Consider the following 18748-nt stretch of genomic DNA (forward strand, 5'->3'; position numbering starts at 1 on the left):
CTCCCTTCAAATCACGCAATCATCGCCTCGATATCTTCACGATGGACAGTCTTCTGAACTTTCAATTTAATCTTATGACTCATTAAAACTGACTTTTTCAGCCGTTGTACAGCGGTTGAGTCAAGAGGGCACTTGGTACATATCACATATCCAAGTTTGATATCCTTTACATTTTTTGTAAGAGCAGCAACAGTTGCACATATCTGATCTACTGCGTGCTTGATATCAGAACCTTTCAATTCAATATATATTTCCCTTCCACTAACAGAATCAACCAACAACCAGTCGCACTTTATCCCATTTACTATCAAGCACCCATCAACCTGATGGCGCTCAAGTTGCCGCCTAGCTTTATTAACAACTTGCAATACCGACTTTTGCTCTTCAAATGTTAAAATTGGATTTTTTGTAGGCACGATACAATGAGCAGTCATTCACTTAGCTCCGTCCCAGACTCTACAAACTCCAACTCCATATCTATAAGCTTTTCAAATTTCTGCGCAAAATGTTCGGACACGTTATCAATTGCACTCGCATCAATAAGGTTCATCCCATGATCCATTATCTCTTTAACAACTCCTCTATCAACAAAGTACGCCGTTACGTCTTCAAAGCGAACTATCTGCTCCAATGGAACTGTGCTGGCTAGTTGAGCACGCTCACTTGAACTTCTAGTCTTTTCAAGCACGTTCCCTGCCTGAATCAAATTATTAAATGCCGTTAAAATATAGGGGCTATGCGTCGTAATCGTATAACTACTGATCTTATCACGAGCATTATATGCAGACGCTATGAGAGAAACTATCTGCCCCTGCGCAATAGGAAACAAATGGGCCTCGGGCTCTTCCACAATAAAGCTTCTTGTAAAATTAACTGAAGAAGCATATGGCCATGTTGAAAGAACCATTGCCATCGGCAAAACTTCTTGCTGACCAGAACTAGAATTTGAAAGATTGACTCGCCCTTGCGAACTAATAATCCAGTCCTGCCCTTTTTCCGAGAGATAACTTCCACAAATCAGATCGTTAACAATTCTTTCAACTGACTTTGGCCGCCTCGTATGAGCAAACTCTATAAAACCTCTCTCCCTTGTACGCTCATATATAGCCCCAAACTCTTTCAAAAAATGATCAATTGGAATACTTGAAGAAATAAAAGAGAATACATTTTTCTGTAGATTTGCAAAAAACGAACGCCCTGCAGGTATATAAAAGACCTGCTCCAACCTCATATCAGCCGATTCACCATACAACCCCTGAATAATAACCTCACGCAACTCACGCATAGCTTCAGAGCGAATTTTATAGTTATACTTACCATCAGCCCCCTCTATCATTGCCTTCTTGTATACTTTACGAGCAGAAGTCAGCGTTTTCAGCACACTATCAGAATATTTTATACACCATTTGTATTGAGCATTGGTTTTATCGTGCGAAATCTGAATAGAATAATAATCACAACTATAGCCAATCTTGAACTTCGACTTTTCCCAACCATACTTTGGAAAAATACTTTCAAACTTAGCCTTCAAATCAGAGTCAAATTGGCGCTTTGATTTTTCATCAACCCCAGCCTCCTGCAGAGTCATTGGAATTTCTTTAAAGAAGCTAATCAATTTAGAAATCAGGCTCTTACCTTTGGCTTGAGGCCCTATGAAAATATTTATTCGTTTTAGATCAACCTCAGCTTTTTTTATTGATAAAAAATCTTCAATTATTAACTTTTCCATTGAAATACAATCCATCCTATTAATTCTGCGCCACCGGTAGTGAAGAATAATTCACAACATGATGGCCTTACAATAGCGTCGCTCTGAAATACGCCGAAGAGAAAACACCCTTTGAGATTGTTTTTTGTTGACAAAATAACCTTTGAGGTTATTTTTATCTCACTCTTCCACCACAGAGCGAGACAACACCATGCACACCACAGCAACCCTGCACGTCCACCCAGCTGCTGCTGAGCCCTTCCGAATCTTCGAAATTCGCCGCCTGGCTCGCGAATGCGGCTGCACGTTTGTCACCACCAAACCGAAGCAGAAAACCCGTACCCCGTCCACACCATTCAACCCGAACGGCGGAGGACGAGCGGCATGAGCAAATTCAAACTCGACAACCGCACCCTGCAGTTGCTTAACGCCCAGGTCAATTTGACCGAAACCTTCAACCACGTACTGCGATCGGTACCCAGGCGTGAAGCCTTGGCATTTCTCCTTAGGGTTGAACGGGGCATAACCGAGACCGTTTTCGTCGTTGAGCTGGACAGCGAACGCCACACACTGACCTTGAACAACGAAAAGAAGATGCACCTCAAGCTGGCCGACTTCATAGAGGAAATCGCCAACGGCCCGTCAGGCCCGAGCAACACCGACGACCAAGAGTACCTGCCTCACGCAAGCCGCATATACGGTCGGTTTGATATTCGGGACAAGCAACGTGTGTTCGAACGGGTGATCACCGGTGGCGTCTTAAGCCTCGACATGGGCTTTGAACTGCCCCTCCACGTTGCGATCCACCGCACTCACACCCGCCCGGGCGTCACCACCATCTTGAGCATCGGCATCAAAAGCCCACGTACAAAGTGCTTCACCGTGTGCGGTTCCGATGCCGAGATCTACAGCAAGATCGTCGAGTCAATCAATCACCTGGCTGCTGCGGCAACACCTGCCGCACACGCCGTATGAGGCGGATGCCATGGAACGCACACTCGCCCAAGCCGCAAGCCAACTCGGTCTAACCCGGCCAAAGCTCATCATCGCTATGCGTGAAAAGGGTCTGCTCAACGAACGTAACCTTCCGGCCTACCCCACCCGTGATGGCGAGTATCTGCGGACCAAGGACAGCCACTGGTATCACGACCAGCTTGGCATGCAGTACAGCCAATCGACCCGGGTCAAACAACCCGGCATTCGTTGGTTGGCCGAACAATTGGGATTGGTGCTTCCTGCCATCCCGGTAGACAACCGTGACGTGGCCTAGGGAATACGCCCGCCAGATCATCGCCATGCGTACTCGTGAGGAGCGCAATGCCGCGCTCCTCGAAGTGCCCGACCATCTGCGGGAGTTGACCAAGCGCCACTGCCTAAACGCCTGGAATCATCCGTCAAGGTTCAATCGCAAGGAGGCCACGCAAGCCCATGAGCAACACAAATCAGAACCTACTCCGACTAATGCCGGCACCGGAAACCGTAACCGTTGAACTGCTCTATCGCACCTTCGGTGACGTACTTATTCCTTTGGAAAAACTTCGCCTGCATTACTTCCGCAATCTCAACGAACAGACGTTCGCGTCCGATCTCGACAATGGCCGCATCCCGTTGCCCGTGACCACGCTCAAAGACAGCCGCAAGTCCTTCAAGTACGTCCACATCCGCCACCTGGCGTCGTGGATTGACATAAGGGCCTATTCGGCCGACGAGGAGCAAGCAAAGAAACAGATCGATTCAATCCAGCAGGCCCAGTAATCCCAAACGGCCGCCACCACCGGCCAGGTAGAACAACCAGGAGCACACCACATGACCGCAATACAGATCTGCGCGCTGATCGTCCTCATCTTGCTCGCCGGCCTCACCTATTGGGCCGGCTATCGCGGCGGGCTCATCGACGGCAGCGTCGAGGGCATCGACGAAGGCAAAGCCTTTCAACACGCCGCCAACTCGGAGGAGATCCACAACCTAAAGCTTTCGCTTGACCAGGCACGTGATCAACACAAGCGACTGTACTCGCACTACGAGCGCGCACTGGCTGCTTCGAAACTGGGAGAGCCAGAACGCCAAACCCTACTGGCCATCGCCGAAAAACTCAGGATCGCCGCCGAGACATTCGCCGCGTTCCGCACCGGCAAAAAGCTCGAGCGTGAATCCATCATCCTCCGCGAAAAAGCACTAGAGATGACCATCCTGCTGGAGCCCGCAAAGGAGGCCGCAGCATGAAACGCGCCCTCCTACGCCTCACGCCCCAAGTGGCGGGGGAGCTGCAACAACAGCTGACGAAGGCCGTGACCGGACTTCGGGAAGTGACCCGTTTTCGAAAAGAGTTCGATCGACAACTGACCACGCTGATTGGCCAAGACGCCCTGCGAAAAACTGCACAAGGATACCCGCAACGCATTGCTGCTTACCGACCCGATCAAGGAGGCCACATGAGCCAGAATGCCACCGAAGCACGGCTCACGCTTAACCAGCGCCTGATGGATCACCTCTTTATCGAAAACCGGAGGAAAGCGGCATGAAGATGGAACAGAACACCCCCCTGACATCGACCGCTTTGCTCCGCAATGCCAGGAGCGTCGACGCATCAGAAACAAACAGTCTCTGCGGTGCAGCAGCAGGCATTATTTCCTCTCTCATCGCCACTGCCGAAGCACGTCTAGCCGACGAAAAGCTGCACGAGGCTGCCACTACTGATGCAACGCTGTTCGCTCAGAGTCGCCCGCTCGCGCAGCCCGTCATGGGGTATACGGGACTATCGTCATCAAACAAACTTAGCCGCTCAAAAGAATCCAATGAACGCCCGCCCTCCATGCTTACGGACTTCATCTCCAGCTTGACGTTCGATACTTTCAAGAACAGGCAAACTGGTCAAAACTCGTCTAAACACATCCTCAGTCGTCGCAGGTTCCGCCCCGTCGAAACAACTCACCCAACCATGAAGCTCAAATCTAAGACTGAGCCCTATGCTCATTCTCTGAGCATTGAGCTCGCCCCTTTGAATTTCTGTGAGCCTGAACAACTGATCGGCATAAATACCCTTGCAGTACTCCCGAGCGAAGTGAGGCTCGTGCTTTCCTCTAGCGGGAGTTTGAAGCACAACTACTTTGCGCACCTCAGTGCACAAGCAAAGAAGTCGCTCAAATTGCGCAATTTCAAGAGTGCGCCTTTCATCATCTCTGACAGCCATCTCATGGCGTTTTTGCCCCCAAGGCACCGCAATGGCAATTGCAATACCTACAACAGAACCGACTGCTTGTACCCATCCAGCGGCATCCGGCGGCAACATTCCATTTTTAACCCAGTAAGAAACAGATCCGACGAGAAGCCACAGACCTGCACCACCGATGGACAACCACCAAACAGCCCAAAGGGTACGAGTAACCAATTGTTCCGGAATTTTCAGCCCCATTACTCTTCTCGACTCCTAGCCAGCATCAAATGTGGAACTCAGTACGACATAATCACCACCACGGATGCGACGGCCTGCTGCCGCTCGTATGGACTTTGCGACTGGCATAAAAATCTAACTGTGGTTCAGGAGGCAGCATGAACACTGCTTTTATCCTGATGGCTCAGTACAACGGCCGGGCCATCGTGCCACTGGAACAGGTCTGCAAGGACTACTTCACACACCTGACTACCGACATGTTCCAGCGTAAGGTCATGGCCGGACAGATCAAAATCCCCATCACCCGGATGGAGTCGAGCCAGAAAAGCGCCAAGGGTATTCACATCACTGATCTGGCAGCTTATCTTGATCTGCAACGGGAGGCCGCAGTGAAGGAATTCAACCAGCTCAACGGATACCGCCGAGCCCGCTAATTCACTGCTTGCCCCAGGCGCCCAGCTTAACGGGCGCCTGAATGATCTTCTCCAACCACGGCCACTCGGCATAATGGTCACCTTTCCCGCGTAGATGGGTATATCTACGCAACGAGTTCCAGTCCCGATGTCCGGACACACTAGCCACTCGTGGAATATCCCAATCCATCTCAAATAACCGGCTCACGCCGTCGTGCCGCAGATCGTGGAAGTGGAGATCTTCAATCTCCAAAAACTTGCACGCCTTCGCCCAAGCAGTGGAGATCGACGACGAGTTGTACGGGAAAACCTCCCTACGTTCTTTTGGCATGCTCTGCAGAATTCGCCAGGCTTCGTCGGGAAGGTGACACCAAACATCATTGCCAATCTTCTGCCCGGGGTTCTTCATATCTCTCACCAGCACCCGCTGATTCGCTTCATCGACGTCCGCCCACAGGATTCGGCTGATCTCATCCTGCCGACGTGTGGAAAACACCGCGAAGCCAATAACCTTAAGCATGTTGATCGAACTGGGGCGACGCCGTTGCATGTCGACGAAGTGTTCCAGCAGCTTGTCCAGCTCCCCCTTGGTCGGTCGTCGGTCGCGCTCTCGGCTCTTCATGTTGTAACCCAACTTCCTCAACACTTTTCGAGCATCCGCCATCGCATGCGGATCGACCTCATACCCCCAAGCAGGCCGCGCAATAGACAGGACAGCACCGAGATGCGCGAGATCATTCCCTGCTGTCTGAGGCTGGACGCCACCGCCCTCCTTGCTCATTCGCCAGAGCGCAAAACCCACCAACCGTTGGCTGTTGATGTCGGAATCAATGGTCTTACCAAAGTCCGACGCAGCAATGGCATTAAGGGTAGCTTCCTTGGTTTTGCCCAGCGCCCGGACTTTCTCCATTTCGGCCAAGTACTGCTTGACCATGTCCTCGACGGTGACTCCCTTGCGGTTCGCGCGCTCGATAGCACCTGGTTGATCCAGGTCTGCCTCACGTCGCCGCACCCAGGCTTGAGCAGCCTGTTTCCGGGCGAATGTCTGGCTCTCTTGATAGACTTGCACTCCGTCGCGCTTGATGCGGATCTGAGCCGTGTAGCTCACGGTCCCATCCGCCAGTTTTCTTGCCCTGATAGTCGCCATATCGAAAGTGGTACGCGTCAGTTTTGAAGTGGTACATCGTACCACCGAGAGTCAAAAATCGCCCGAAAACGCCCAAAAACACGCTAAAAACATGTAGAGCAAAATGGTACAGAACACCCACTCCAGCCCAACAAACACAAGCCCCGTGCTGTCGCGGCGATTCAGCGTTGCACCTATGATGGACTGGACCGACCGCCACTGCCGCTTCTTCCTGCGCCTGCTGTCGAAAAACGCCCTGCTCTACACCGAAATGGTCACCACCGGTGCCTTGCTCAACGGTGATCACGAGCGGTTCCTGCGTCACAACGAGGCCGAGCATCCGCTGGCCCTGCAGCTTGGCGGCAGTGTGCCGCTGGACCTGGCGGCGTGTGCGCGCATGGCGCAGGAGCATGGTTACGATGAGGTGAACCTGAATGTCGGCTGCCCGAGCGATCGGGTGCAGAACAATATGATCGGCGCGTGCCTGATGGGGCATCCGCAGTTGGTGGCCGATTGTGTGAAGGCGATGCGGGATGCGGTGTCGATTCCGGTGACGGTCAAGCACCGTATCGGGATCAATGGCCGGGACAGTTACGAGGAGTTGTGTGATTTCGTCGGCACGGTGCGGGATGCCGGGTGCACCAGTTTTACCGTGCATGCGCGGATTGCGATTCTGGAGGGCTTGTCGCCGAAGGAGAATCGTGACATTCCGCCCCTGCGTTATGACGTGGCGGCGCGGTTGAAGGCGGATTTTCCGGAGCTGGAGATCATTCTCAACGGCGGCATCAAGTCGCTGGAGGCCTGCCACGAGCATTTGCAGACGTTCGATGGCGTGATGCTGGGCCGCGAGGCGTATCACAACCCTTATGTGATGGCCGAGGTGGATCAGCAGTTGTTCGGCAGTACGGCGCCGGTGATCACCCGTGCCGAAGCGCTGGCGCAGTTGCGGCCGTATATCGCGGCACACATCGATGCCGGCGGTTCAATGCACCACATCACGCGCCATGTGTTGGGGCTCGGCACCGGGTTCCCGGGGGCGCGCAAGTTTCGGCAGTTGTTGTCGGTGGATATCCACAAGGCCAAGGAGCCCCTGGCCTTGCTGGATCAAGCGGCCGGGTTGCTTGAAGGGCGTTGATGCCCGGTTGTTCTCGCCATTAAGCCAGGCGGTTTGATCCGCCTGGCTCGCCGGTCAGCTGGCGGCCGCCGCCGTCCAGTTCACCCATCCGAATACCCAGGTCGCCAGGATCAACAATCCGAAAACAATCCGGTACCAGGCGAAGGCGGCATAGCTGTGGTTCGCAATGAACTTGAGCAAGCCGCGCACGGCGATCATGGCGAAAAAGAACGCTGTGACGAAGCCCAGGGCGAAAACCGCCAGGTCGCCGGCCTGGAACAGCTCCCGGTACTTGTAGCCTGAATACACCGCCGCACCGACCATGGTGGGCATCGCCAGGAAGAACGAGTATTCGGTGGCGGCCTTGCGCGACAGGCCAAACAGCAACCCGCCGATAATGGTCGATCCAGAGCGGGAAGTGCCCGGTATCATCGCCAGGCACTGCGCGAAGCCTACCTTCAGCGCATCCGGCCAGCGCATGTCGTCGACATGGTCGATGTGCACCACGTGGTCCCTCTGCTCCGCCCACAACATGACAATGCCGCCCACGACCAATGCGACGGCCACGGTGATCGGGTTGAACAGGTAGTGATGAATCTGGTCGGCGAACAAGACTCCCAGAACGACGGCTGGAAGAAAGCCGATCAGCAAGTTCAGGGTGAAGCGCTGTGCATTGCGCTGGGTCGGCAGTCCTTTGACGATCTCAGTAATCTTGCGGCGAAACTCCCAGACTACGGCAAGAATGGCGCCCAGCTGAATTATGATATTGAACGCCATGGCGCGTTCACCGCCAAACTCCAGCAAGTCCGCAACAATGATCTGGTGGCCCGTACTGGAGATGGGCAAGAACTCAGTCAGGCCCTCTACCGCGCCCAGTACCAACACTTTGAAAAGGGTCCAGAAATCCATCAATCCTCCGTCAGACCGTTCTTTGGGAACGATCCGTCAACTGCACTCAGATATTGAGTAGCTCAAGCAAAACAATCGAGACATCCACACCCATTACCTGATGTAGCGAGGGAGAATATGTCTTATCAAAAGACACACTCAAGCCATGTTAATAATCGTCCGGGTACGAACAGCGCGGAAAATATTTAGGCTATTAGTAGAAAAAAGTCTCGCCACTCAATAAAGTGTGATCGCTCTCACAGTATTTGTGTTCTTACTGGATTGAGCACCTTGGCCTGAATGATGGCACGTAGTGGGCCAAACAGTGGCAAAAGGACATAAAAACAAATCGCCATCGTTTCAAAATAGTGGCACAATTCCATATTGCCACCATCTAAGGACGCTATTTCACTAGTTCAGCCTGCCGAGAAAATCAACTAAAAGCTTGAAAAGCTTAACTATTGTTAGAAAACTCGGGAGCCACGTCTAAAATTGGCGTAAATGTTACCAATTGTCAGTCACAGATGAGAACCGGTGCTTTAACATCCCGATGTCAGCACCTATTCGAGTCAATGCATGATGCTTACAGGGAACTTAGCGACTAGAAGCCCGCGCCAGACTAACGATGAACCCGGAGTTCTCACTCTGGGTCGTACCCGTGGCGTGGCTGAACATTTTAGAGCGCTAGTCGCAAGGCATGTGCGGACCGATATGGCACTAGAGGCCAACGCCTACACTAGTTCATTCAAGAACAATGAACGCTCTGGTTCGTACCGCGCCATCTTCATCATCATCGACAGCCCCCAGGCCCTCGAGGAAAGCCTCGCGCTAGTGGAAAACCTGCGCACCGGCAACTTGAAACCCATCATTTGCGCAGTCATCACGGGTCGAGGCAGCTACAACAAGATCAAGTACTATCTTGCGGGGGCCGACTACTGTATCAAGTTCAATACCCTATCCGATGAAAGCTCTGAGTTGCTCGGCGAGTTCTTCAACAGTGAAGAATGGCAAAGAGATATCAATTTGATATTGGACCCCACCCGTATTTGTCTACTGGGCACCAGCAAGAAGCTGGACATTTCCTTTGCAGAAATGAAGATTCTGGAAGCCTTTGCACAAACCAGTAACCACATACTAAGCCACGATCAAATCGCCAACATCATGGGGCTCAACACCAACTTTTATGACCCAAGGGCGCTGGAAAAATCGATCAGTCGCCTTCGTGGAAAAATCAAGGACATGTACGGCACAAACGCCATCCAGAGCATCCGGGGGCATGGGTACCGGTTGATGAGGGGGCTGATCTCGACCCCCTGACGAACAGCAGGGATGGCGCTTTAATATCAATTCAACAGGCGATTCTCCTCAAGGATACAAAGGTCTCGACTTCATCGTTTTTTTTGTATTTCATACTGACGGCACTTATCGATTCAATCACCGAGGCAACATCGGACCATAACAATAAGAGTTTATTCTGCAGCTGTAGATCGAGTGGAACCTATCGAGGGCCAATTTTGGGCCCAGACCCTGCCTTTCGATTACTTCCAAGGGAGTCTTTACTCCCCTGCCGATCATCTTTTTTCGCCAAATTTGGTGTGTACTTCAGGAGAGAGACATGGAAACTAGTACAACCCTCCCAAGGAAATACTTTGTCGTCGTGACCCACAGCACTACGTCGCAGCGTGAACTTGAGACCATCCTGTCCAGTGAGCGTTTCAACTCGTTTGGCACCTCCCAGGCACAAATGTTTGTTGAAGGTGTTGCTTCGCCCTCTTCCGCTCCCGTGCTGATGGAGTTCAGCTACCCCAACGTTTCAAGGAAAAACGTTGCGCGCAGTATCGAACACGATACACAGCGACTATTGGCCACTCTGGAATCCGAATGGCTGGCAGCGCAATCGACGAATCCATTCCACAGCATGCCGGCAACTGCCGGGGCAGCCAACGATATCTCGCGAACAATCGAGAGCGACACTCCTTACAGCGAAGCCTGGCAACTCGACAAGGATCAAAGCGTACTGGCAAAAGAGGGCGTCGAGATCAGCCTGACCGGATTGGAAGCCGCGCTGGTAAAGAAGATGCTGCACCATGAAGAGCGCGTCGTCAGTCGCGACGAATTGATCCTCAGCATCGGTAGGGAGCCGGAGCAGTATCGCGGCCTGGAAATGTGCCTGAGCCGATTGCAAGACAAATTCAAATTGGCCAGTAACGGTGAACGACTGTTTCGCGCAGTCAGAAATCGTGGCTATTGCCTGATCCAGGAAGTCGTGGCGTAAACACCTCAACCTTTAGCAATTAAAACAAACAGAAACAGTGCGACTACAACAATAAAAAAAGCACTCTGTTTGGTTTCAACCTCCGCGCTGGCAAAATCCTCTTATCCCCACCCCTCCTACAATACCAAAGACCACTCTAATTATTCACCCTCTTCCATTCGACCTTTTCTAACGCTCGATCTTTTCTAAAATTTCGCTAGTTGGCACTTTGCCATCTTGTTAGAACTCGTCAGACAGTATCTTCGCCAATAACTTAGTCTATTGACTGACGACAGTTCGGCATATCGACGTTGTTACCTCAGGACACTCGCTCTAACAACAATAACAAGTCTGCTTAACAACTCGGATTTCAACTGTCGAAACCTGAATGGACGTCTTTTGGGGATATGGTATGGATCTTACTTTTGGTATCAATCGAAACACTGGCCTCAAGGGACTTACCTTTTGGGGACAATGGGCGCTGGCACAGGGCTTTGTAGTTTCTCTGTTGTTCATACTGGCTGAAAGGCACACCGGATCGGTCGAGTTCTATTACCGGATGTGCGCAACGCTCGCCGTCCTGGCCTCGGTTCCGGCTTATACGTTCAGCGGTGTGTACCGCAAAAGAGACAACTATCTGTCAGGGCTCGGGCGCCTGTTCATGGGCTGGTCCATGACCATGGCGGCGCTGGCCTGCATCGCGTTTATCTGCAAGGCCGATGAGTTGTTTTCTCGACAAGTCATCCTGGGTTGGGCGGTGTACGGTTTCCTCGGACAGGCGTTGCTGTATGCGCCGCTGCATGCGTTTTCGAAGTTCTACCAGCGGTCACGTAAAAGCGAGCATAAAACCCTGATCGTCGGCACCGGCGAACTGGCACTGGGATTGGCGAACAAGCTGAGTGACCTCGAAAACCTGCCATTGGTGGGCCTGGTCAGCAACGGCACCCTTCCCTCCCTGGAACCCGGCGCACCCCGCATCGTCGGCGCCCAGGAAGATCTGCTGGATCTGATCAAGACCCATGACATCCGTCGTTTGTACATCACGCTGCCCCTGTCGGAAGCGGCACAAATCGAAGCCATGTACGTCGATTTGCTGGATGCCAACGTTGACGTGGTCTGGGTGCCGGACTTGAACAGCCTGACGCTGCTCAATCACTCGGTAAAAGTCGTGGACGGTTTGCCGGCGATCTACCTGAATGAAAGTCCGCTGACCAGCCGGCCTACTGCCGCGCTGAGTAAAAGCCTGGCGGAAAAAAGCGTGGCCCTGCTGGCCATTATCCTGTTGAGCCCGGTGTTGCTGCTCATTGCACTGGCCGTAAAACTCAATTCGCCCGGCCCGGTGTTCTTCAAGCAGGACCGTCATGGCTGGAACGGCAAGGTGATCCAGGTGTGGAAGTTCCGCTCCATGCGGGTGCACGATGATCATGAGGTCAAGCAGGCCAGCCGTAACGACTCGCGTATCACCGCCGTCGGACGCTTTATCCGTCGCACTTCGCTGGACGAGTTGCCGCAACTGTTCAACGTGCTGCAAGGACACATGGCACTGGTCGGCCCGCGCCCTCACGCCATCGCGCACAACAACTATTACTCCGGGAAAATTCTCGCCTACATGGCGCGTCATCGAATCAAACCGGGCATTACCGGCCTGGCGCAAATCAATGGTTGCCGTGGCGAGACGGATACCATCGACAAGATGCAGAAGCGTGTCGAGATCGACCTCAAGTACATCAACAACTGGTCGTTGTGGCTGGACCTGAAGATTCTGGTGAAGACGCCGTTCACCTTGTTGTCGAAAGACATCTACTGATGGTCTAGGGCTGCACAAGGCAACACCGCAAGGGGACGCAAGTCCCCTTTTTTGTGGCTGTGATTCGGGAGTTGGGCGGTTGCCCGGACCTCCGGTTCACCAAAAGCCCCTTGTGGGAGCGAGCCTGCTCGCGAAAGCGTCAGGTCAGCCAACATCAATGCTGGATGTGCCGACGCCATCGCGAGCAAGCTCGCTCCCACAGGGGTTGGGGTATCTACCGGATTTCCGGTTCACCAGAGGCCCCGTGTGGGAGCGAGCCTGCTCGCGAAGGCGTCGTGTCAGCCAACATCAATGCTGGATGTGCAGACGCCATCGCGAGCAAGCTCGCTCCCACAGGGGATTGGCGGTGTGCCTGGATCTACGGGGTGCCAAGTAACCACTGTGGGAGCATGGCTTGCCCGCGATGGCGTCGGGTCAGGCAACATGGATGCTGGATGTGCCGACGCCTTCGCGAGCAAGCTCGCTCCCACAGGGGATTGGCGGTTTGCCTGGATCTACGGGTCGCCAAGTAACCACTGTGGGAGCGTGGCTTGCCCGCGAAAGCGTCGGGTCAGCCAACATCAATGCTGGATATGCCAACGCCATCGCGAGCAAGCTCGCTCCCACAGGGGATTGGCGGTGTGCCTGGATCTACGGGTCGCCAAGTAACCACTGTGGGAGCGTGGCTTGCCCGCGAAAGCGTCGGGTCAGCCATCATGGATGCTGGATGTACCGACGCCATCGCGAGCAAGCTCGCTCCCACAGGAATCGGGTGTGTAGCCAGATTTCCGAGTCACCAATAGACCCACTGTGGGAGCGAGCCTGCTCGCGAAAGCGTCGGGTCAGGCAACATGGATGCTGGATGTGCCGACGCCTTCGCGAGCAAGCTCGCTCCCACAGGTTACTCAGTGATCTTCTCGAAGTTGCGATAGAACATGTCGTCGTCGCGGCTGTCGGTCATGGAGTGCAGTTGGAAGCTGCGATTGAGCCGTGCACCGCCATCCCGGGTCAGTGGCGACCAGACGAGGTTGGCGCGGCGCATGGTCGACATGCTCATCAGTTCATCGAACGGGATGGACAGGTAGATGCCCTTGTCGAAACTACCTTCGCCGTATTCAGCGCCGGTGGCGGTGGTGATCGTTGCCCAGGCGCCAAACCGTACGCCGTTGGAAAACTCCCGCGAGATATCCAGAGTGCCGCCCCAGTCACCCGCCAGGTACCGCCCGACGCTGACGGCTGCCAGCGTATCGTAGGGCAAGTCGGTGTAGCCGGTGATGTGGCCGGTCACCACTGAATAATCACGCAAGCCAAACCCCTGGTCGAACTCCCGCTGGCGGACGTAGTTCAGGTCCGCGCCCACCGACCAGCGCTCGCCGGTCGGACGGAACAGCACCTCGCCCCCGACGCCGGCAAACATCGACTCCAGGTAGCCACCGTACACCATGCCATACAGGTCCTTGTCCAACTGCTCCGCATGGCTGACCTGGAACAACGGCATGGTGACATCGGACGTGGTCATGTACTGGCGCAAGTCCGTGCGCACGCGGGGCAAGCCACTGGGTGCGTCATAGGTGAACTTGTCGAAGTTGTTGATCAGGTTGGCACTGAGCAAGCCGCTCCACCAGGTGTTTCGGTTGAAGCGGTACTCGGCGTCCGCGTCGGCGCTGAACTGATAGAGCAAGCCATCGGGGCCGCCCACGTTCTGCTTGAAGCCCAGCCCGACGCCATAAGCGAATGGCTGCATCGCTTCGGTGTAGAGGGTTTTCTCGTTGTGCGGCATCGCCGGATTGATCTCGGTGGTGCGATGCAGCGATTGCAGCGGCTCCTCGTTGTTGATCACTTCGCGGAAGGTTTGCCGAGGCACGCTGGTTTCTTCAAGCGGCAGGCCGTAGCGCTTGTTCACCACGGTGAACCAGTCGATATCGTCGTTGACGCTGTTGTCCAGAATCCGGCTCGCGCGGCCTACGGCCTTGGCCGAATGGAAGTAACGCTGCTGCTCGCCGTACACGAACAATTCGGAATCGCGCTGGCTGATGCGCTCGACCTTGTACCCGGCATTTTGCTGCAGGCGCCGGGACACATCGGCCCAGTCGACCTGATCCATCCCGGTGCTCGGCGCCTTCGCCGGCAAGGGTTCAGCCGGCGGGTCGAACGTCTTGGCCGGCGCCTTGCGGCTGGCGAAGTTGGTGTGGAAAGTGACGCCGAACATCGCCGTGTTGCCGCGCTCCCAGGCCGCGCTGACGTCGATCGAGTCAGTCAGCTTGAACACCGCGCCAAGGTTGATCGGCGAGTCCTGCTTGATCACGTTGTCCTTCGGCTCGTGCTTGTAATCGTTGCCTTCGTATTCGAGTTTCAGGCTGAGTCGATCCCAGGGCGTCTGGTAACTCACGCCGCCGAACAATGAAGGCTCGCCGCGAAAATACGCCCCGGTGTTGACATCACCGGTGCCTTCGCTGTCGGGCCGGGTCTTGAAGCGATCATCGATATAGCCCAGCGGGTTTTCGAAGTCGCCACGGTTGCCCAGGTAACCCCAGGCAATGCCGGCGCTGAAATCAAAATTGTCGTAGCGCTTGTTGGCCACCACGAACTCACTGGAGAACAGGCCTGTACCACCGATGTCCCGGAAGCCCAAGGCCACCTCGGGCGCCCAATGGGTTTCTTCCCACAGGCGGACCTTGAGGTCGACCGCCTTGTCCTTGTAGCTCTGGTTGCCGCTCAACGATTCGGGGCCGTAAGGGCGGTTGGTGATCGCGGTGTAGCGAAACGAACCTTCCAGCCACTCCAGTGGTTGAAGTGAAACGCTGTAGCGACTATAGGGGTCGGTGCGGTTGGCATTCAGGCTCAACTCACCGGCCGGCGCCATGCGCGCCGTCGGCGTCTGCAACAAGCCCGCGCCACCGAAATCATTCTGGGTAATGCGTGGTTCTGCGTAAGCCAGACCACACGGCAATAACAATACAGCTGCAAAACGTAAATTCAACGAACCACCTCAGCCAGCTGCGTGGCAATCAATTCGGCCAACTGCTGATTCAGTTCAGGGACAGGCGGATCAAGGTCATCGGTTTTGACCGGGACCAGAATCCTGCTGCCGGCGACAGGTATCTGCCCGCTCTCGCGATTCCAGTGCGCAATGCCGACGCGCCGGGTGACGCCGTTGGGCTGGATCAACCACAGGTAATCGACGTCCGCATCGACCAGCGGCGTGCAACCCTGCAGGTAATCGCGGGCCTCTTGCAGTGGCTGATAGGTCAACCGGCACGACTCGGCGACAGCGCCGAGCACCTCGACTTCGTCGACCCGCAACGGGTAGATGAGGCGGTCGCCGTCGTTCAGTCGGATGTTGCGGGCAAACCCGACTTCCACGGCGACCGGGTCCAGAACCGCCACCTGGCGCCCGGTGACCGGCATGCGCCGGACTTGCTCGGCCAAGCGCGCCGCCAGGGCAGCCCGGCTCGGCCTGTCGAAAAGCACGGCCATGCGCTGCAACACATCCAGATCGAACAGCACCCCGGCCTTGAGCCGGGCCTGTTGCTCGACCAGGGACTGACGCAGCAATACGCCCGCCAACCAGTAACTCTCGGCATTGGGCTGGGCCACGTTGATCACGTCCAGCAACCGCCCGCCCGCCGGCAGGTCGACCGGCCCCGGGTGGGCCACGTCACCGGTGACGGTGACCGCCGCATGGCTGACGCTGGTGAGCAACAGCAGGCACGCCGATAGAGCCCTGACCCGCATCACCGGGTATGCCTGCGGTCAGGGGTCAGTTGCACGATCTTGACCCGCAGTTGCGAGGTCAGTTGCTGCTCACTCTGCACAATGAAACCGTCAACGGGGTCGACCCAGTAACGATTGGTCGCACGCAGGCCGATGGCCGGCGCGTCAATCTGCTCATCGACACGCAGCACGGCGTATTCCTTGTTGAGGATTTCCAGGGTTTCCATGGATTTGCGCGAGAAGCGACTGTTCAGCGTCACCCCGACTTCCTGGCCCTGGTAGAGATCGATCCAGCGCTGGCTGGTGAAGCCATCGGGCACTTTGTGGAGGCCTTGCTTGAAGGGCGAGATGTCGGCAAGGCGCGTCCCGTCCAGATCGCCGTCCAGGCCAAGGCCGATGCTGCGCACCGCCAGGCCATCGCGCATGAGCAGAACCTGTTTGCCGGACGCGACCCAGAACTGCAGGTCGTCGCGCTCACGCACCAGCGCCAGCACGCCGGAACCGGACGGTGTGGTCAGCTTGAGCTGGGGATAGCGGACATCCGCCACCTGGGCCGCCGTCACGTCCAGTTCATCCGGCCCTGACACCGCCGATTTGAAGTTGGTCAGCGAAGCGACCATCAGCGGGTTACAGCCACACAACATCAAGGCCGCTATCAAGCAGACGCCAACTTTCAACGTTCTCACGATCGGACCCGGCCTTAATTGCTGTTGCTGCTGACTTCACTCATGTTCTTCGCCGCGGAAGCGCCCGTACCGACAATCGATGCCGACGGCACCAACTGGCTGATGAAGCGATTCCAGCGAGTCACGTTGGCAGGACCTACGTAGACGACGTCCTGGGGACGTACTTCAAAGTGCGTGGCCAGCGCCATGGCGGTCGGTGATTCGGCTTGCAACTGGTAGACCTTCGCCGGTTCCACATCGAGGTTTTCAACACCCCTGATCACGTACACGGCATTACCGTTGGAGGTGGTCTGACTCAATCCGCCGACCGAGCCCAGCACATCGGACAGGTTCATGGTGGCGGTCTTGAAACTCAGTGCGCGCGGCTGGTTGACCTCACCCATGACGTAGATGCGCTTTTTGTCGTTGTACGGCAGATACAACTGGTCGCCACCCTTGAGGTAGACGTTCTGCAACTCGGAATCCGATTGATTGAGCGTGTCGAGATTGAGCGTATAGACCCGCCCGTTTCGCGTCAGCAACAGACCGGACAAGTCGGCGCTCGCCGTATCGATACCGGCGGAACCGAGGGCCTCGACCACACTGAGCGGGTTGGTGGAAATCGGTTGTGGACCGGCCTTCGAAACGGCGCCCGTCACCACGACTTTCTGGCTGGAAAAACGCAACACGGCGACATCCACTTGCGGCTCGGCGATGAAGGCCGACAGCCTGGCTTCGATGTCCGCCCGCAGTTGCTGGACGGTTTTACCCGCCGCCTGGACCTCTTTGATAAACGGGTAGTAGAGCGTGCCATCGGCACGCACCAAGCGACCGTTGGCGTCAATCTGCTGTTGCGCGCCGGAGGGTGCCGTCAGCTCCGGGTGATCCCAGACCGTGATGTACAGCACATCGTTGCTGCCGATACGGTACTCGGCCGGGGCCGCCAGCAATTCCGCCGGCACGGACTCACGCTTTTGCGTGGCCCTGTTCATGGAGATGAGCTTGGGTGTGATCGGAATGAGCTCGACCCGGCTGCTCTCACTGGCGCCCTGGCGTGTGATATCACTGGTGCTCAGGTATTGGCCGGGGGAAAACATGCAACCTTGTAAAGCGATGCTTGCCAACATTAAAAGAGAAAAACTACGAGTCATAATGGCACTACGCTATTCAAGGGCGAATCTAAAAACAAAGTCACCCGATTTGCATCGGGCGACCTTGTACTGCACCAACAGGTGTATCAGTTAGTTGTGCGTGCCGGTTGTACCCGTGGTACCTGTCGTACCCGTGGTACCGCCGTTTGCACTTCCACCACTGTTGGACGCCGCTACAGCACTGGCGACCATTGCAGTACTGGCTGCAGTGGCTTGAGTCGCCGCCACGTTACCCAATACATTGGTCGCAGTTGTAAGCGGCGCTTCTACCGCGGACGCCCAGTTGCTCAACATCGTCAACAGGGCAATTGCCATCGCTTTCTTCATATCAACTCCTTTCTAACATTCAACCTGATAGAAATCGGGCATTACGTTAGAGGTGGTAGAGTTCAAGTCCGCGAAAAGTGCGAACAAGATCCGTTGTTCTTTCACAGTCTTACCCAACTGATAAAAGTCGAACGGCAGGTTTATATCTACGGACTTGCAAAAGGCATGGCCAGTGTATTTTCCCGACGATATCTAACAACCTGACCGGAAA

20 protein-coding genes are annotated in these 18748 nt (G+C 55.1%); 11 read left to right on the forward strand and 9 right to left on the reverse strand.

Going from position 1 to position 18748, the window contains the following annotated elements:
• Positions 1 to 11 precede the first annotated feature (11 nt).
• Positions 12 to 434, reverse strand: coding sequence for a hypothetical protein (locus KW838_RS22120; RefSeq protein ID WP_218503600.1), 423 nt, complete (start codon positions 432 to 434; stop codon positions 12 to 14).
• A complete protein-coding gene (locus tag KW838_RS22125; RefSeq protein ID WP_218503601.1) occupies positions 431 to 1729 on the reverse strand; it encodes an AAA family ATPase in 1299 nt (432 codons plus the stop codon). Before KW838_RS22125 ends, KW838_RS22120 begins: the two co-directional genes overlap by 4 nt.
• Positions 1730 to 2092: 363 nt before the next feature.
• On the opposite strand from KW838_RS22125, the gene KW838_RS22130 reads away from it, so the two are divergent.
• From KW838_RS22130 to KW838_RS22160, 7 genes are all read left to right on the forward strand, one after another.
• Positions 2093 to 2683, forward strand: a complete 591-nt coding sequence (locus tag KW838_RS22130) for a hypothetical protein (protein ID WP_218503602.1) — start codon at positions 2093 to 2095, stop codon at positions 2681 to 2683.
• A gap of 10 nt (positions 2684 to 2693) precedes the next feature.
• Complete coding sequence (locus tag KW838_RS22135) at positions 2694 to 2978, forward strand: phage antirepressor KilAC domain-containing protein (RefSeq protein WP_218503603.1); 285 nt, start codon at positions 2694 to 2696, stop codon at positions 2976 to 2978.
• A 158-nt stretch (positions 2979 to 3136) separates the two neighbouring features.
• Positions 3137 to 3463 (forward strand): pyocin activator PrtN family protein, encoded by a 327-nt coding sequence (locus KW838_RS22140; protein WP_218503604.1) that lies wholly within the window; start codon positions 3137 to 3139, stop codon positions 3461 to 3463.
• Positions 3464 to 3514: 51 nt separating this feature from the next.
• On the forward strand, positions 3515 to 3931 hold the full coding sequence (locus KW838_RS22145; protein ID WP_218503605.1) for a hypothetical protein: 417 nt from the start codon (positions 3515 to 3517) through the stop codon (positions 3929 to 3931).
• Positions 3928 to 4230 carry a hypothetical protein gene (locus KW838_RS22150; RefSeq protein ID WP_256358934.1) on the forward strand — a complete coding sequence of 101 codons (303 nt, stop codon included), beginning with the start codon at positions 3928 to 3930 and terminating at the stop codon, positions 4228 to 4230. Before KW838_RS22145 ends, KW838_RS22150 begins: the two co-directional genes overlap by 4 nt.
• Positions 4227 to 5261: a hypothetical protein gene (locus KW838_RS22155; protein WP_218503606.1), complete on the forward strand. Its 1035-nt coding sequence runs from the start codon at positions 4227 to 4229 to the stop codon at positions 5259 to 5261. Before KW838_RS22150 ends, KW838_RS22155 begins: the two co-directional genes overlap by 4 nt.
• Complete coding sequence (locus KW838_RS22160) at positions 5258 to 5533, forward strand: pyocin activator PrtN family protein (protein ID WP_218503607.1); 276 nt, start codon at positions 5258 to 5260, stop codon at positions 5531 to 5533. Before KW838_RS22155 ends, KW838_RS22160 begins: the two co-directional genes overlap by 4 nt.
• Before the next feature lies 1 nt (position 5534).
• On the opposite strand, the gene KW838_RS22165 is transcribed toward KW838_RS22160, so the two are convergent.
• The gene (locus KW838_RS22165) at positions 5535 to 6659 is read right to left on the reverse strand and encodes a site-specific integrase (protein ID WP_218503608.1); all 1125 of its coding nucleotides are present in this window, start codon (positions 6657 to 6659) and stop codon (positions 5535 to 5537) included.
• 103 nt (positions 6660 to 6762) lie between these two features.
• Here KW838_RS22165 and dusA point away from each other — a divergent pair, with 103 nt between their 5' ends.
• Positions 6763 to 7773: a tRNA dihydrouridine(20/20a) synthase DusA gene (gene dusA / locus KW838_RS22170; RefSeq protein ID WP_218503609.1), complete on the forward strand. Its 1011-nt coding sequence runs from the start codon at positions 6763 to 6765 to the stop codon at positions 7771 to 7773.
• Positions 7774 to 7827: 54 nt separating this feature from the next.
• Here the strand turns inward: dusA and KW838_RS22175 are convergent, their stop codons facing one another.
• Positions 7828 to 8661 carry an undecaprenyl-diphosphate phosphatase gene (locus KW838_RS22175; protein WP_218503610.1) on the reverse strand — a complete coding sequence of 278 codons (834 nt, stop codon included), beginning with the start codon at positions 8659 to 8661 and terminating at the stop codon, positions 7828 to 7830.
• 555 nt (positions 8662 to 9216) lie between these two features.
• Here KW838_RS22175 and KW838_RS22180 point away from each other — a divergent pair.
• From KW838_RS22180 to KW838_RS22190, 3 genes are all read left to right on the forward strand, one after another.
• The gene (locus KW838_RS22180) at positions 9217 to 9957 is read left to right on the forward strand and encodes a winged helix-turn-helix domain-containing protein (protein WP_102698701.1); all 741 of its coding nucleotides are present in this window, start codon (positions 9217 to 9219) and stop codon (positions 9955 to 9957) included.
• Between the two features lie 298 nt (positions 9958 to 10255).
• Positions 10256 to 10915: a winged helix-turn-helix domain-containing protein gene (locus KW838_RS22185; RefSeq protein ID WP_102698702.1), complete on the forward strand. Its 660-nt coding sequence runs from the start codon at positions 10256 to 10258 to the stop codon at positions 10913 to 10915.
• Positions 10916 to 11306: 391 nt separating this feature from the next.
• Complete coding sequence (locus KW838_RS22190; protein ID WP_218503611.1) at positions 11307 to 12701, forward strand: undecaprenyl-phosphate glucose phosphotransferase; 1395 nt, start codon at positions 11307 to 11309, stop codon at positions 12699 to 12701.
• 880 nt (positions 12702 to 13581) lie between these two features.
• Here KW838_RS22190 and KW838_RS22195 read toward each other — a convergent pair.
• From KW838_RS22195 to KW838_RS22215, 5 genes are all read right to left on the reverse strand, one after another.
• The gene (locus tag KW838_RS22195; RefSeq protein WP_218503612.1) at positions 13582 to 15660 is read right to left on the reverse strand and encodes a YjbH domain-containing protein; all 2079 of its coding nucleotides are present in this window, start codon (positions 15658 to 15660) and stop codon (positions 13582 to 13584) included.
• Positions 15657 to 16415 (reverse strand): capsule biosynthesis GfcC family protein, encoded by a 759-nt coding sequence (locus KW838_RS22200; RefSeq protein ID WP_218503613.1) that lies wholly within the window; start codon positions 16413 to 16415, stop codon positions 15657 to 15659. Before KW838_RS22200 ends, KW838_RS22195 begins: the two co-directional genes overlap by 4 nt.
• Complete coding sequence (locus KW838_RS22205) at positions 16415 to 17080, reverse strand: YjbF family lipoprotein (protein ID WP_218503614.1); 666 nt, start codon at positions 17078 to 17080, stop codon at positions 16415 to 16417. The genes KW838_RS22200 and KW838_RS22205 overlap by 1 nt, the downstream gene beginning before the upstream one ends.
• 14 nt (positions 17081 to 17094) lie before the next feature.
• Positions 17095 to 18156 carry a polysaccharide biosynthesis/export family protein gene (locus KW838_RS22210; protein WP_218503615.1) on the reverse strand — a complete coding sequence of 354 codons (1062 nt, stop codon included), beginning with the start codon at positions 18154 to 18156 and terminating at the stop codon, positions 17095 to 17097.
• Between the two features lie 144 nt (positions 18157 to 18300).
• Positions 18301 to 18537, reverse strand: a complete 237-nt coding sequence (locus KW838_RS22215; RefSeq protein ID WP_102698709.1) for a hypothetical protein — start codon at positions 18535 to 18537, stop codon at positions 18301 to 18303.
• Between the last annotated feature and the right edge of the window lie 211 nt (positions 18538 to 18748).

Source organism: Pseudomonas sp. PDM27, assembly GCF_019219205.1.
GTDB classification, from domain to species: Bacteria; Pseudomonadota; Gammaproteobacteria; order Pseudomonadales; family Pseudomonadaceae; genus Aquipseudomonas; species Aquipseudomonas laurylsulfatiphila.